This window comes from Christiangramia crocea (assembly GCF_022410465.1).
Classification (GTDB): domain Bacteria; phylum Bacteroidota; class Bacteroidia; order Flavobacteriales; family Flavobacteriaceae; genus Christiangramia; species Christiangramia crocea.
Genome location: NZ_JAJSON010000032.1, coordinates 17,448 through 32,562 on the forward strand (window position 1 = coordinate 17,448; position 15,115 = coordinate 32,562).

The window sequence follows — 15,115 nt, forward strand, 5'->3', positions numbered from 1 at the left end:
AGTCTGTAACGGAGTTTTCGGGATGGCTTCAGGTTCTTTTTGAAGCTTAGGAAGTATTCTGATGTTTATAGTTCCATAGAAATTTTGAATATGGAAAGACTGTATCAGCTTTGGAATCCTTCTTAAATTGCAGAAAATAACTGTCAGTTGCCAGGAAAAAAAAGATCTTTCGAGACCAATAATATAAACTTCAGGGAAAGTTTTGCTTCCTTAAAGTTCGTTCCCCGCTTTTTTAAGGAGATCAGGAAAGTGAATCCTTTACTTTTTTACTCTAATGTGACGGGGCGTATTCTTAATGCCATACTGCCTGTGGTGATGCTTTGGCTGGGTAAGCTCATCATTGATGAAGTGGTGGTGCAGATTGGGTTAGAAACCAAAGATATGGAACGTCTCTGGATACTGGTGGCTGTTGAATTCCTGCTGGCTGTTTTTTCTGATCTGCTGAGTCGTGGAATAAGTCTTAGTGATGCTTTGCTAGGCGATCAATATTCCATTGAAACATCTGTAAGGATCATTAAAAAGACTTCTGAACTCAACCTGGATCAACTCGAAGACTCCGAATTTTATGACAAACTGGAACGAGCCCGGAGACAAACCACGGGAAGGGTAGGTCTTATGTCTAATATCCTTGCGCAGGGTGAAGACCTTATAGTGATCCTGTCTCTTTTGGCCGGAGTGGTGAGCTTTGAGCCCTGGCTGATTATTTTGCTGGTTGTTTCTGTGGTTCCCACAATCATCAATGAGATAAAATTCAGCGGTACCAGTTATTCGCTGGCGAGGAGCTGGACCCAGGAACGCCGTGAACTGGATTATCTGCGGTACGCGGGTGCCAGTGACGTCACCGCCAAGGAGGTGAAATTATTCGGATTGTCCGATTATCTGGCCGATCGTTTTAAAGGACTTTCAGATAAATATTATCAACAAAGTAAGAGACTGGCGAAACAGCGTGCTGGCTGGGGTTCATTTTTCAATGTGATTGGTACGGCGGCTTATTACGGCGCCTATGTCTTTATTGTCTTTCGCACGGTTGCAGGAGTTTTCAGCCTTGGAGACCTTACTTTTCTTTCGGGTTCTTTCAATCGCTTAAGGTCTAAACTTCAGGGGTTTTTTACCCGGTTTACTCAAATTACCGACAGTGCCCTCTACTTACAGGATTACTTTGAATTTCTGGACCTTACTTTCGACGAAACCTCTTCCGAAGAAAAACTCCCTATACCAGAAAAGATCGAAAAAGGTTTTGAATTCAGGAATGTCGGTTTTAAATACCCAAAATCGGATAAGTGGGTGGTTCGAAACATTAATTTTGAATTAAGAGCCGGGGAAAAGCTTGCATTTGTAGGGGAGAACGGTACCGGCAAAACCACACTTATAAAATTACTGCTTCGGTTCTATGAACCAACAGAAGGGGAAATATTGCTGGAGAATATCCCAGTTAAGAACTATGACCAGACTGCGTATCGGCAATATTTTGGAGTGATCTTTCAGGATTTTGTAAAATTTGAACTGACCCTGAGAGAAAATATCGCCATGGGAGAGATCGGAGAAATTGAAAATCAGGGAAGAATTGATAGTGCGGCAGAGAAAAGTCTCGCCCGCGAAGTGGTGAGCGATCTTCCATTGGGTTACGATCAGCCCCTGGGAAAAAGGTTTAAGCACGGGAAAGACCTTTCAGGAGGGCAGTGGCAAAAGATAGCTATTGCCAGGGCTTATATGAAGGATGCTGAGGTGCTCATCCTGGACGAACCTACTTCTGCTTTGGATGCCCGGGCCGAGACCGAAGCTTTCCAGCGATTTATTCAGCTTACAAAGGGGAAAACAGCTGTGATAATTTCACACCGCTTCAGCACCGTGAGGATAGCTGACAGGATCATGGTTCTAAAAGATGGGTCTGTCCTGGAAATTGGAACTCATGAGGAACTGATGCGCAATGACAAATTATATGCAGAATTATTTAATTTGCAGGCAGCAGGTTATCAATAAACAATTAAAATACAAAAAGTTTAAATAATGAAAAAACAACTCTTGGGGCTCATTTTCTTTTCGGTTTTTTATTCAGGTTTTTCCCAACATGCAAGCCTCCCGCTATGGCCTGAAGGTGTTCCAAACAGCCAGCCTTCCGCTGAAAAGGAGGTAGCCGATGCTGGTGGTATTCTCTGGATTACCCAGGTGCAGGAGCCCGAGATACAGGTCTTCCTGCCGCCAGAAAATATTTCTACTGGTCAGGCGGTGGTGATTTGCCCCGGCGGAGGTTACCAGGGCCTGGCCTTCGACTGGGAAGGAACCCAGATCGCAAAATGGCTGAATACTAAAGGGATTGCCGGGATCGTGTTAAAGTACCGGCTGCCTTCTTCGGCGTCGGTGAAAGTGGGTTATGCGGCGCCATTACAGGATGTTCAGAAGGCAATGAGAATGGTGCGGTCGCATTCCGAAGACTGGAATCTGGCCAGGGATAAGGTGGGTGTAATTGGTTTTTCCGCAGGTGGGCACCTGGCTTCTACTTTGGGCACCCACTTCGAGAATGAAGATTCCCAGGCTTCCAGACCCGATTTCATGGCACTGATTTATCCCGTGATCAGCATGAAGAATGAACTTACCCACCAGGGTTCCCGAAATGCCCTGCTGGGGCAAAGTCCTGATGAAGACCTGGTTGAAAGCTTCTCAAATGAAACAAGGGTTTCTGAAAAGACTCCGCCAACTTTTTTGATACACGCGACCGATGACGAAGCGGTGCCTGTGGAAAACAGCCTGGCTTTTTATACAGCTCTGAAGGATAATGATATCCCGGTAGAAATGCATATTTACCCGGAGGGCGGACATGGTTTTTCCCTGGGGACCGGTAATGAGTTGCTGCAATCCTGGCCTGAATTATTTTACACCTGGCTGAAGAACCTGGAAGAAGAAAAGGACTGAAGTAAGAATGGATGAAAAACTGAATCTTTGAAGCATTATGCTATATACGGTGAGATAGCCGATCCTGAGAATCTTCCGGCTCAGCTGTTTAAAGTTATGCCTGAAGCTGAACTTAGCGACCTGAGAGGAAAGCAAGGAGCTGTCTTTTCTAATGCTGAGCTGGAAAAGCACCTGGAAGACGACCATCGCCATGGCCGTTCAAAACTGGTGAATTCCGGCCGGTCACTTTGCAGCCTTTCGGCCGGGGAGAGGAGAAAGGCACTACTTAATTACCTGCTCGATCAGCAACCTGATTTTTTGATCCTGGACAATCCTTTCGACTCGCTAGATCGGGAGTCGGTGGAGGATTTGAAGCTTCAGTTAGAAAAGCTTTCCAAAGAGATTCAGGTTATCCTGCTATATCACAGGCAGGAAGATCTTTTGCCGTTTATTGATGAGGTGTTCAGGATAAAATCGGGAAAAGCCATAAGGCATTCAAAAGCAGGTTTTCATCCTGAAGATACTTCAAGAGTGGATCTTTCTCAGCTTCAAAGTCTTCCTCCTCCCCCGGTTTGCTTTAAGAAGCAACCAGAAGTTCTGGTTAAGCTGGAGCAGGTTTCTGTAAGATATGAAGACCGGCCCATTTTATCCAATATCAGCTGGGAGGTGAAAAAAGGTGAATTCTGGAAGCTCTCCGGTCCCAATGGTGCCGGGAAAACCACCTTGCTGAGTATGATCTACGGGGATAATCCCAAAGCTTACGGAGAAAATATTTTTCTCTTCGGAAATAGAAAAGGCAGCGGTGAAACGGTATGGGAGATCAAAAGAAAAATAGGTTATTTTTCTCCGAATCTAACCGAATTCTTTACACGACGGAATACGGTACTGGAAATGATTATTTCAGGACTGCTGGACAGCGTGGGGCTTTATCAGAAGCCGTCGAGGCAGCAGGTGGTATGCGCTGAGGAGTGGCTAAAACTGCTGAAAATGGAAGATTTACAAAAGAAGATATTTGTAGACCTGCCCTTGCTGGAACAACGCGAAGTGCTTATAGCGCGGGCAATGATAAAGCATCCGCCGCTGCTTATCCTTGACGAACCCACCACAGGCCTGAATGATGAAAGCGCTCTAACGATCACCGGCCTGGTGAACAGCATTGCCAGGAATAGTGACACTGCCATTATCTATGTTTCGCACCGGGAGGAAAAAGGCCTCATGCCTGAAAGGGAATTAAGTCTTATTCCAGGGGAGAAGGGTTCCAGGGGTGAGATTAGCAGCTTCTAAAATAGAAGGAAGCACCTGTGGTTTCCCCTGCACCAATAAGAGTAAAATTACAGTTTTATTTTCGTCTTGATCTGCCTGTGCTTATAATGGGGAATAGCTGAAAACCTGTGAATAAAATAGAAAGGCTTTTTCCTTTAGAAAACTTGGATTCTGTATTTTAGCGCTTATTAAAATCCGCAAATTTTGGCAGCGAAAAAATCCCCGAAGGTGACTCCTTTAATGAAACAATATAACAGCATCAAGCTGAAATATCCGGATGCCTTATTATTGTTCAGAGTCGGGGACTTTTATGAGACCTTTGGTGAAGATGCGGTTAAGACTGCCCGTATTCTGAATATAGTCCTCACCAACCGGAACAACGGAAGCGAACGTACCGAGCTGGCGGGATTCCCGCATCATTCGCTTAACACCTATCTTCCAAAACTGGTAAAGGCAGGTGAGAGGGTGGCGATCTGTGATCAGCTGGAAGATCCCAAGATGACCAAGACCATCGTAAAACGCGGAGTGACCGAACTGGTGACACCCGGGGTGGCGATGAACGATGATATACTTCACAGCAAATCCAATAATTTTCTCTGTTCGGTGCATTTCGGAAAGAAGAACCTTGGGGTTTCCTTTCTGGATGTGTCTACAGGTGAATTTTTATGCGCCCAGGGAAACAGGGAATATATAGATAAGCTGCTTCAGAATTTCAGCCCCAGCGAGATCCTGGTTCAGAAGAAATATAAAAAGGAATTTTCAGATCAGTTCGGGAAGGACCTTCACTGTTTTTACCTGGATGACTGGGTCTTTAAAAGCGATTATGCCGAAGAGACGCTTAATGCACATTTTCAGACTAAATCTCTGAAGGGCTTCGGGATAGATCACCTGGAAGACGGGATCATCGCTTCGGGAGCGGTGCTATATTATTTGGCAGAAACACGACATCACAGGCTTCAGCATATCACATCCATCAACCGTATAGCCGAAGAGGAATATGTTTGGATGGACAGGTTTACCATCAGGAACCTTGAATTGTATCATTCAACGGCTGCCAATGCGGTGACCCTGCTTGATGTGATAGACAAGACCATCTCACCCATGGGAGGCCGGTTATTAAAGCGCTGGCTGGCCCTGCCGCTTAAGAATGCCGAGCTTATAGAGAAAAGGCTGGAGGTGGTGGATTACCTTATAAAACATCCCGAAACTCATGGCGATATCCAGGATCAGATAAGGGAGATCAGTGATCTGGAGAGGCTTATTTCCAAGGTTGCTACTCAAAGGATTAGTCCGCGTGAGGTCAACCAGCTTAAGAATTCTCTGAATGCCATTATTCCGGTAAAGGAAATTGCTACAAAATGTGATAATGAAGCATTAAAGGTTATTGGTGATAATCTGCATTCCTGTGAGCTGCTTCGTAAGAAGATCGAAGAGAGCATCAGCGAGGAGGCGCCGGTGAATGTACAGAAGGGGAATGTGATCGCCAAAGGATTTTCAAAGGAGCTGGATGAGCTTCGGGACATAGCTTACTTCGGAAAGGATTACCTGGACGGGATGATCAAACGCGAGACCGAGGCGACGGGCATCTCTTCCCTGAAGATTGGCAATAACAATGTCTATGGTTACTATATCGAGGTAAGGAATACCCATAAAGATAAGGTTCCCGAGGGCTGGACGCGTAAGCAGACCCTTGTGAATGCCGAAAGGTATATCACCGAAGAACTTAAGGAATATGAATCCAAGATCCTGGGTGCCGAAGAGAAGATACTTCAGCTGGAGCAGGAACTTTTCGGAAAGCTCATCGCCTGGATGGGAGATTATATAGATCCTGTTCAGCAGAATGCAAGATTGATCGCAAGGCTTGATTGCCTGTGTTCCTTTGCGCAACAGGCCCAGGCTGAAAATTACTGCCGCCCACAAATTACCGATACCCATGCCCTGGATATCGAAGAGGGCAGGCATCCCGTGATCGAAAAGCAATTGCCTCCGGGCGAGGTCTATGTGACCAATAATCTTCACCTGGACAGGGAAGAACAGCAGATAATTATGATCACCGGGCCTAATATGAGTGGTAAGTCGGCCATTTTAAGGCAGACCGCCCTTATAGTGCTCATGGCCCAGATGGGAAGTTTTGTGCCGGCAAAGTCGGCAGAGATAGGTCTTGTGGACAAGATCTTTACCAGGGTAGGGGCCAGTGATAATATCTCTATGGGTGAATCTACTTTCATGGTAGAGATGAACGAAACGGCCAGTATCCTTAACAATATTTCAGATCGCAGCCTGGTTCTTCTGGATGAGATAGGACGGGGTACCAGTACTTATGACGGTATCTCCATCGCCTGGGCGATAAGCGAATACCTGCATGAGCATCCGGCGAGACCAAAGACCCTTTTTGCGACTCATTACCATGAACTTAATGAGATGTGCGATACTTTTGATCGTATCAAGAATTTCAATGTTTCGGTAAAGGAATTAAAGGATAATGTCCTGTTCCTTCGAAAGCTGGTGCCTGGAGGCAGCGAGCACAGTTTCGGGATACATGTGGCGAAGATGGCGGGAATGCCACAAATGGTATTGCACCGCGCCAATAAGATACTTCAAAAACTGGAGGCTTCACATTCCATGGAAGATTCGGGAGAGATCCTTAAAAAATCAGCCGAAGACGAGATGCAGCTTAGTTTCTTTAATCTTGACGATCCTTTACTGGAAGACCTGAAGCAGGAACTTATCGGCATCGATATAGATACCCTTACACCTGTAGAAGCTTTGATGAAGCTTAACGAGATCAAGAGGATGCTGGGAAACAGCAAGCAAAATTGAAAATGGATAATTGAAAATTGACTATTAATTATCTTTTGTCAGGTCATTGTTATCCGCCTCTGGCGGAAAAGAAATCTCTGTTTAATTTGTAGTTCATAGTCGGTAGTCTGGAGTGTGTAGTTGTCATTCCGAGCGGAGCGAAGAAATCTTATGTTAGTTTATCGATCATTGTTAGTAGTCTTAAGTTTTAATCTGTCATTCCGATCCGGCACAGGCGGAGAAGGAATCTCAGGTTAGGTGGTAGTAGCTTGTAGAAACTTGTAACTTTCAACTTACAGCTTAATACAGCTATTCCCTTCATTCCAAGAAAGAAAGCTTTACGCTTATTGCTTAGAGCTTAAAGCTATTGGCCAAAGGCCAATTTTTCTCCAAAAAATGCTTTGCTATTATTAGATTTGTATTAAATTTGCCTCCGCAATATTCGCTATAAAAGCACAGCGGAAGTTCTTAAAAAACGCGAAAATAGCTCAGTTGGTAGAGCGCCACCTTGCCAAGGTGGAGGTCGCGGGTTCGAATCCCGTTTTTCGCTCTTGAAATATTAGAAATGAACCCCGGTTTGTCGGGGTTTTATTTTTCGCTCGGATGGTAGGTAGACACGAGCAAGTTCTTAAAATATTGAAAATGATTGTACGCTCGGATGGTGGAATTGGTAGACACGTTGGACTTAAAATCCAATGACCAGCAACGGTCGTGCGGGTTCAAGTCCCGCTCCGAGTACAGAAACCCTCTTAATCTTTTGATTTTGAGGGTTTTTTGTTTTTTAGGAATTACATTTAAATAAAAAATCGTATAAATGGCTGAGGTTTATATTCTTTATTCTCCCTCTATTGATTCCTATTATATTGGTAGTTGCGAGGATTTTGAAAAACGTTTATCTCAACATTTAAATGGAGTATATAAAATTGCATTTACTAAAAAAGCTCATGATCGGCAGAAATATCTGCTTATTCAAGATCTTTCATATTCTCAGGCAAGACAAATTGAAATTCATATCAAAAAGATGAAATCAGTCAAATACATTAGTAATATTAAGAAATGAGATTGAAATTAGTGGAAAAATATAATGCGGTTTCATCCCGATAGTCCCGATTGCTATCGGGATCGGGATCCGCTCCGAGTACACATGAACCTTTTTTTACAAGGGTTTTAGCGTTTTTTAGCTTTCTTTTGCCTGCATAAGGAAATACTAGAATTAACGGGACCCACTGTGAATTTTTAAGTCCGTGGAAAAACGCTTAATGAGGATTCATTCAGGTAGCTGTCCGGGACCTCCGAATATTTTAATCACCTGCTTTAGCAAGTAATAATAGGCTTTTTCAGTTTATTTGTTTTCAATTTCCAAATATCTTCCTAACAATTTTTATTTTACCCTTCGTAAGAAATTTATTATCTACAACCTTTTCATGATTGTTTGATTTCTACTGAAACTTGAACTCCTCCTATATTTAGGTACTTCTCATAATGTAAGTTGCCCGCTAATTGAAACTGTTCAACATTATAAAATTATTGTTATTCTATAATCCCGGGTCTATCTGAATAATATTAATTTGAGATCATCTTTAAACAGAATTAATTTTAAATCCTCTAAAAAACTTTTTTGTAAACGGATTAGATCATCTGTAACCTTTAGTCAAAGAGAGAAGAAATCTTCACTATCCAAAAATCGTATCCATCGATATAGGGGTTATCACTTTTATCTCCTGATTTGGGAGAACTTGAAACCCCAGATACTAAAAAACCACCATCATAAGCAGTAGTTATCTTTGGGAAAAATTCCTTATCATTCCCCCCTATGGTTTCCTGGTTTTTAATATTTCCTAAATTGTCAATTTTAACTATCCAATAATCTATAGATTCAGATATTTCATCTTTATGACCAGAATCTCCATGAGTATCACCTATAATAACAGGTTCTCCGGTATTCGTAACAATTAAATCATGTAGAGCATCTGCACTCTCACTACCAATGGTTTTATCCCATATTAAATCTCCCGAATAATCTAATTTAATTATCCAAAAATCCAAAAATCCGATAATTCCTTCGGATTTATGACCAGATACTCTTGATAGGGAGGAACATGCAAGATAAAAGGCATCATGCCCTGCGCTTATGTGCATTGAATGCTCAATTCCTCCACCTCCTATAGTTTTTTCCCAAAGAATATCCCCCTCAGAGTTGAGATTTAAGATCCAAAAATCATAATCTCCAATACTGTCCTCGGATTTAAATTTATTAGAATTAGAGCCAGATTTACTACAAACTATAACTCCGCCGTTAGGAGAAGCGATTATACCCACACCCTTATCATGCGCCCAACCTCCAATCGTTCTTTCCCAAACTAAACTTCCTGAAGAACTGATTTTAATAATCCAGTTATCGTCAAGTCCTTCTCCCATTTCACTTTTTTGCCCACTTATTCCTCTCGGTGACGAACCTACAGCATAATAATTCCCATCTGCCGTTTGAACAATTCCACCGAAATCTTCATGATTGGCAGATCCATAACTGTTTTCCCATTCGATTTCACCATTTGGATTTAACTTTATTATCCAATAATCATATAATCCGTAACCTTTGCTTTGTTTATCATAACCAATTGAAGCATTGGATTGTCCGGCTACTAGATATCCTCCATCATTAGTTTTAATTACTTGTTTGAGAATTTCTCGGCCATTTGCTTGAATAGTATTTTGCCATTCAATCTCCCCTTTTTTATCCAACTTTAATATCCAAAAGTCATTGTCTATAGATGGTTCAGATTTATCTTTATCTCTTCCAGAGGAATTACCAGCTATTAAAAATCCTCCATCTGTGACTGGAACAGCAAAATTAGCACCTTCATAACTTGTTGTTCCTATTGTTTTATCCCATTCTATAATTTGAGGTGAAACTTTGCCCTCCTCCGAAGTGGAACAACCCGGAATAAGTTGAAAAATTAATGTAAATATTATTATAGTCCAGAAGTTGTTTAAGGGTAAATTATGATTTGAGTGACTGTAGGAAGTTTTCGAAAATTTGTATGTAACGTTTTTAGGAAGAGTTTTGTGCTTAAATTTCATCTTTATTTTTAGGTTATCACAGTATATATTATAGGAAGAGGTTTATTTGAATCGCTTAATAACAATATTAGAAAAAATATCTTAAAAATTTGTTTATATCTTACGGTACCGAATAAAATTTAATTTTATTCAGAAGTTAATGATATTTTTAAATATTTTAATGAAGGTGTTCCAGGTCTATATGTAATTCATCTTTTCTTTCAGTTTCATGGTTCGATATTATTCTTTTATGGCCATCATTTTTCCGGAAAGTATCGCACTTAATAGCTATTGTTTAGTCCCCATTTTATACTAAAAAGTGAATTTTATATTCAAAGTCTAAAGCCTTTTATTCTATACACTCCTTCTTTCAACTTACTGGATTGCATAAGAATTTAGTTTAAAGGGTTATAAAGTTTGCATTTTTATAATAGATAAGCCCCTTATTCTTTTGTATCTTTTATTAAGCTCCAGGAATAGGTTTGATTATGAAAAAGTTAATTATTTTATTAATAATTGCTTATTTGGGATGTAGTAAAAATTCAATTGAGAATGAGTCCGATGAGTTATTGGAAAATTCACATAAAACATACGTTCCAGATGACTATTTTGAACGTGCTTTAATTAAAAGAGGTCTTGATGACAAAGAAGATGATTATGTTTTAACAAGCAATTTAATTGATTATACCAAATTAAAGTTAGGAGGGTGGATTTTTAATAATTTGTATGAGAGGGAAATTAAAGATTTTACTGGAATTGAGGGTTTTAAAAATCTGGAGATCCTTGAAATTGCAAATCTAAATGAAATTACAACACTAGATTTAAGTATAAATATCGCTTTAAAGGAATTAGTTATAGAATCTAGTAACCTAAAAAGCTTGGATATAAGTAAAAATGTTAATTTGAGATTTTTGAATTGCAAGGATAATCTTTTAGATAGTTTAGATGTTAGTAAGAATATTCAATTGATTTCTTTAATATGTGGAAGTCCACATATATATGGTGGTAATAATATCTCTAATTTAGATATAAGTAATAACCCTTTTTTAAAATTATTGGATTGTAGTTATAATCAACTTACCAGTTTAGATGTGGCAAATAATACGGAATTAGAGCAAATAGATTGTAGTCACAATCAACTCACAAGTTTGGATGTGACTAAAAATCCTGTATTAAAGCTTTTAAATTGTAGTTACAACGAACTCACGAGTTTGGAGGTGAGTAATAATCTGGATTTGAAAGATTTAGACTGCGGCGATAATCACATTAAAACTATAGATATAACCAACAATACATTATTAACTAATTTCGGTTGTTATAGAAATGAATTAACGACAATAGATGTAAGTAAGAATACAGTATTAGATTATTTTCAAGCGGCTAATGAATTTTTAACCTGTGTTCAAGTTAATCAAACACAACTGAATAATATACCTGAAAATTGGTATGTGGGACTGAATACAGATATTTACCAACTAAATTGTGACTAATTAAATCTTTCGCTATTCCATCCTTTTTCTTTTTCCCATCGATGGAAAAAGAAAGGGATATAGGTTCGTTTTTCTGAACAGGCTAAGAGATTGGTGTCTTTTCTAAAGCTTCTATTCTTTACGCTACTTCGTACGCCGCTTTTTTTCTACTTAAAGATTCGCTAATTCTCCTGTCAAGTTTTTCTGTCTGTAGAATTGCTCGGATATTTGCACTTTTTCGGGCGTAATATGGAAACTAAACGAAAACAGCGCATTGCTTTGAGTGCTTATTTTTTCCTGGTGGGGTTCTGTTTTTCTACATGGGCTTCGCGGATTCCTACCATTAAATCGGCTTTTGATCTTAACGAAGCTGAACTTGGTAACCTCCTGCTGGTGATGCCGGTGAGCAGTATGCTGGGATTGCCAATTTCTGGCTGGCTCGTCTCCAGGTTCAACAGCAGAGGACCGCTGGTGCTGGCTGCACTTTTCTTTAGCTTCGCCCTGGCCCTGATTGGGGAGGCCAACAATCTTATTCTTCTGGTGGCCGCCATTGCCAGCTTCTCCTTTTGTATGAGGATCGTGAACATTTCGATGAATACCCAGGCCATCACGCTTCAAAAGAGCTACGGTAGAAAGATCAACGGCTCCTTTCACGGGCTATGGAGTACCGGCGGACTCCTGGGAGTGGGTTTTTCTACGCTTATGCTTAAGCTGGAGGTGTCTATGTCTCAACATTTCTACTATGTAAGCCTGTTCACCCTCATGGCTGCATCCGGCGCCTATAGTTTCCTGCTGAAAAACGACAAGGCTCCTGCAGGAAATAAACTGCGACTCGGGAAACCGGATAAGTTTGTTCTCTACCTCGGACTTCTGGTATTTTTTGCTGCTTTATGCGAAGGGGGAATGTTTGACTGGAGCGGGGTTTATTTCCGGGAAGTTGTAGGCGAAGAGATCTTCACGCTGGGTTACCTTATGTTTATAGTCTTTATGGCTCTTTCTCGCTTCTTTTCAGATAAGATTATCGAGAGGATTGGAATGGAAAAAATGTACCTCATCAGTGCATCTCTAATCGGCGCAGGGGTTATCACCATTATTCTCTTCCCTTTATTCTGGCCGGCACTTATCGGCTTCAGCCTGGTGGGGATAGGAGTGGCCGCCATTATGCCTATGACCTTTACCCTGGCGGGGACATCACCTAAATATTCTACCGGAATGGCCGTGTCTATCATCACTACCTATGCCATTACCGGGATGCTGCTGGGCCCACCGCTCATTGGCTACCTCGCCAGTATTTTTAATCTGAAACTTGCTTTTATCATTTTTATCATTGCAGGCCTGATGCTGATCCCTGTATCCCGGCGGTTCTTTAAGCATCAGAGAAAGAGCCTGGAAAAAGAAGGATAAATCAAAAATTTTTCAGGGTATTAGAATTTCTTCCAACTCTTAAATAAGTCATTAAAAGTGGCGGAATGATAAAAAAATACAACCTTTTAGATTTTTTTGGTTTTACCTCACATAGAGGAGGGTATGCCTAATCAATTCTTACTTTTCCAGGAACTCGGCTTCCCACGGACCTATCCCGGTTATCTGAATTATTGAGTTGCTATCTGCCCAAACGCTATGAATTGCACCACGAGCATTCACATAATAATCCCCGGGACCAAATTGTTTTGCGCTCTCACGGGTCCCTTCAGTTCCAAAGGCAACAGAGACTTTCCCTTTTAAGACAGTCACCCGCTCATCTTTTGGATGTGAATGCGGAGCCATAAAAAATCCTTCATCTACCTGAAAACGCACCGTAAAAAGATCCGAACTTTTAGGGTCTCCTTCAAAAACAGCAATTTTACATCCTTCCGGTAAGTTTGGCGGACAGGGTTTCCACTGTATATTTTCAGCCCTTACAACATGTTGTACACTTCCTTCCGGAAAATTCATTTCTCCCAGCCTGGGCGGAACTTTACATCCTGTAATTCCCAAAAGGATAATTAAAACGGATAGATGGATAACATTTTTCATTTTAATAAGATTTTATTTTCGGTAAGATATATTCCCTGATCCTATAGTTTTTAAAAGCCTAAATCCTCAAAGACTTTGATTAAAATCGATCCATAAATTATATAATGATCTGTATTACAGCAATCTGTGTCAATTTCTATTAAAGATAAAAAGAAAATTCACATTATTGTAAATCTTCAAAAGTCCGGGCATAATAAGAATTCAGGCCTACATAAGTGCAGTGATCTTTCAGTATGAAACATATTCCCGGGCTAATAGAGAAGCGATGGTTAGGCTACTATATGCAGAGCCATTAATTGATGCTTTTGTGATTCAGAAGAAATGAGTGACAGGAAGAAATTCTTCTTTTTTCAGCCAGGATAATAGTATCCCTTCATTCTTTTCGTTAAATTGTTAATCCCTTGAATCACAAAAACTTATACCTTATGAAAAATGTTATCCTGTTTACCTTTATGCTGTGCCTGGGCTACACCGGCCTGTCTCAGATAAAGAAACCAACTGCTATTAAGACGACCCAGCTGAAAAATCTTAAACTCAGCGATGCTCAGCTAAAGAACATGAACGCGAAGGAAATTTCCAATTTGCCGATCACAAAGGTTGATCGTGGTAAACTGGTGATCTTAGAACCCAATGAATCATGGAATCTGAACGCGCCGGTACTGAAAGATAAAGACCTTTACGTGAAATCGCTTTTTGGACTCTATGATTCTGGTAACTCCTACGAGATACATCCCATATTTGTTCATGACACCAGGAACGGGTTTACGAGAATGGAGTATATGACCCTTCAATTCCGGCCCGAAGCAAACCAGCGTTACAGGTTATTGATCAGCCTGGAACCTGGAAGCTATCCAAACCATCATATTATGTTCAATACCGGGGGAGCAAACAGAGCTTTTCAGGTAAATGACCAGTATGATGAAATTCTGCTTGATTTTATGGCAGATGGTAATCAATTTGCTATTAGTAACCTGGTTAAGAGAAATGAATCTAATCTTTTAAAAATACACCAGCCCCTGAAAATCCAGTCTATTGAACTGGATAAGGTGGAATAGAAAAATTTCTTATCCGAAAAACCCTCTTTTATCTTCCGGATCCAGAGGGTTTTTTGATTTCTCCCAGTGGTCGAAATGACCAGGAACTATAATTTTATTGCTCTTTAAAAAGTCATCTCCAGTACTTCGGCTTCGCTCAGCACAGGCTTTAGTCGAGAGAGATCTTTCGCTATTCTATCCCTTTTCTTTTTGCCTTCGCCGCAAAAAGATCTGAATTTTTTGTTTCATAAACTAACTCAAAAGCCTTCTTTCTTTTAAGCTTTCTTTATTAGAATATCTTTTTTGCCAGTGTAGTGCTTCCCAGGCGTTAAGAATTTTTGAAGCCCTGGAAAAAATTTAGCCGGGGAAGGACGGTTCCGATTTTGGAGGGGCAAAATTGGAAACACCTACAAAAAAGTGTCCTTTTTTTGGTTCGTTTTTTTGGACAGGCAAAAAAATGAACTATCCTCAAAACGTATTTATCTCCATAGAGTGTTTTCAAAACCTGGGGAGTATGTCCCTGTTCCATTCCTTTTCTTTTTCCCATCGCCGGATCCCTCGACTTCGCTCGGGAGAAACAAAAAG

The 15,115-nt window shown here is 40.7% G+C and carries 10 protein-coding genes and 2 tRNA genes; 10 read left to right on the plus strand and 2 right to left on the minus strand.

The genetic code is table 11. The features are described 5' to 3' along the window. Positions 1–147 precede the first annotated feature (147 nt). The 7 genes from LU635_RS17140 to LU635_RS17315 all read left to right on the plus strand — a co-directional run bounded on the left by LU635_RS17140 (position 148) and on the right by LU635_RS17315 (position 8,011). Positions 148–1,980 carry an ABC transporter ATP-binding protein gene (locus LU635_RS17140; RefSeq protein WP_240100831.1) on the plus strand — a complete coding sequence of 611 codons (1,833 nt, stop codon included), beginning with the start codon at positions 148–150 and terminating at the stop codon, positions 1,978–1,980. A 27-nt stretch (positions 1,981–2,007) separates the two neighbouring features. After that, on the plus strand, positions 2,008–2,910 hold the full coding sequence (locus LU635_RS17145) for an alpha/beta hydrolase (protein WP_240100833.1): 903 nt from the start codon (positions 2,008–2,010) through the stop codon (positions 2,908–2,910). A gap of 27 nt (positions 2,911–2,937) precedes the next feature. Then, positions 2,938–4,173 carry an ATP-binding cassette domain-containing protein gene (locus LU635_RS17150; protein ID WP_240100835.1) on the plus strand — a complete coding sequence of 412 codons (1,236 nt, stop codon included), beginning with the start codon at positions 2,938–2,940 and terminating at the stop codon, positions 4,171–4,173. A 219-nt stretch (positions 4,174–4,392) separates the two neighbouring features. Further along, positions 4,393–6,972, plus strand: coding sequence for a DNA mismatch repair protein MutS (gene mutS / locus LU635_RS17155; RefSeq protein WP_423738506.1), 2,580 nt, complete (start codon positions 4,393–4,395; stop codon positions 6,970–6,972). Positions 6,973–7,428: 456 nt separating this feature from the next. Then, positions 7,429–7,501, plus strand: a tRNA-Gly gene (locus LU635_RS17160). Positions 7,502–7,603: 102 nt separating this feature from the next. Continuing rightward, positions 7,604–7,689: transfer RNA gene (locus tag LU635_RS17165), tRNA-Leu, on the plus strand. A 76-nt stretch (positions 7,690–7,765) separates the two neighbouring features. Then, on the plus strand, positions 7,766–8,011 hold the full coding sequence (locus tag LU635_RS17315; RefSeq protein WP_423738505.1) for a GIY-YIG nuclease family protein: 246 nt from the start codon (positions 7,766–7,768) through the stop codon (positions 8,009–8,011). A 587-nt stretch (positions 8,012–8,598) separates the two neighbouring features. Here LU635_RS17315 and LU635_RS17170 read toward each other — a convergent pair. Beyond that, on the minus strand, positions 8,599–10,032 hold the full coding sequence (locus tag LU635_RS17170) for a hypothetical protein (RefSeq protein WP_240100839.1): 1,434 nt from the start codon (positions 10,030–10,032) through the stop codon (positions 8,599–8,601). A gap of 467 nt (positions 10,033–10,499) precedes the next feature. Between LU635_RS17170 and LU635_RS17175 the strand changes: the two genes are divergently transcribed. Both LU635_RS17175 and LU635_RS17180 read left to right on the plus strand, forming a co-directional pair. Further along, a complete protein-coding gene (locus LU635_RS17175) occupies positions 10,500–11,501 on the plus strand; it encodes a leucine-rich repeat domain-containing protein (RefSeq protein ID WP_240100841.1) in 1,002 nt (333 codons plus the stop codon). A gap of 228 nt (positions 11,502–11,729) precedes the next feature. Further along, the gene (locus LU635_RS17180; RefSeq protein WP_240100842.1) at positions 11,730–12,884 is read left to right on the plus strand and encodes an MFS transporter; all 1,155 of its coding nucleotides are present in this window, start codon (positions 11,730–11,732) and stop codon (positions 12,882–12,884) included. Positions 12,885–13,022: 138 nt separating this feature from the next. Here the strand turns inward: LU635_RS17180 and LU635_RS17185 are convergent, their stop codons facing one another. Beyond that, positions 13,023–13,496, minus strand: a complete 474-nt coding sequence (locus LU635_RS17185) for a cupin domain-containing protein (RefSeq protein ID WP_240100844.1) — start codon at positions 13,494–13,496, stop codon at positions 13,023–13,025. Positions 13,497–13,921: 425 nt separating this feature from the next. On the opposite strand from LU635_RS17185, the gene LU635_RS17190 reads away from it, so the two are divergent. Beyond that, the gene (locus LU635_RS17190) at positions 13,922–14,551 is read left to right on the plus strand and encodes a hypothetical protein (RefSeq protein WP_240100846.1); all 630 of its coding nucleotides are present in this window, start codon (positions 13,922–13,924) and stop codon (positions 14,549–14,551) included. The last annotated feature ends 564 nt before the right edge of the window (positions 14,552–15,115 follow it).

Excerpts from the sequence above, each read along its gene's own strand:
- LU635_RS17190 (WP_240100846.1), top strand. The coding sequence starts at position 13,922 with ATGAAAAATGTTATCCTGTTTACCTTTATGCTGTGCCTGGGCTACACC.
- LU635_RS17185 (WP_240100844.1), bottom strand. The coding sequence starts at position 13,496 with ATGAAAAATGTTATCCATCTATCCGTTTTAATTATCCTTTTGGGAATT.
- LU635_RS17315 (WP_423738505.1), top strand. The coding sequence starts at position 7,766 with ATGGCTGAGGTTTATATTCTTTATTCTCCCTCTATTGATTCCTATTAT.
- mutS (WP_423738506.1), top strand. The coding sequence starts at position 4,393 with ATGAAACAATATAACAGCATCAAGCTGAAATATCCGGATGCCTTATTA.
- LU635_RS17170 (WP_240100839.1), bottom strand. The coding sequence starts at position 10,032 with ATGAAATTTAAGCACAAAACTCTTCCTAAAAACGTTACATACAAATTT.
- LU635_RS17180 (WP_240100842.1), top strand. The coding sequence starts at position 11,730 with ATGGAAACTAAACGAAAACAGCGCATTGCTTTGAGTGCTTATTTTTTC.
- LU635_RS17175 (WP_240100841.1), top strand. The coding sequence starts at position 10,500 with ATGAAAAAGTTAATTATTTTATTAATAATTGCTTATTTGGGATGTAGT.
- LU635_RS17145 (WP_240100833.1), top strand. The coding sequence starts at position 2,008 with ATGAAAAAACAACTCTTGGGGCTCATTTTCTTTTCGGTTTTTTATTCA.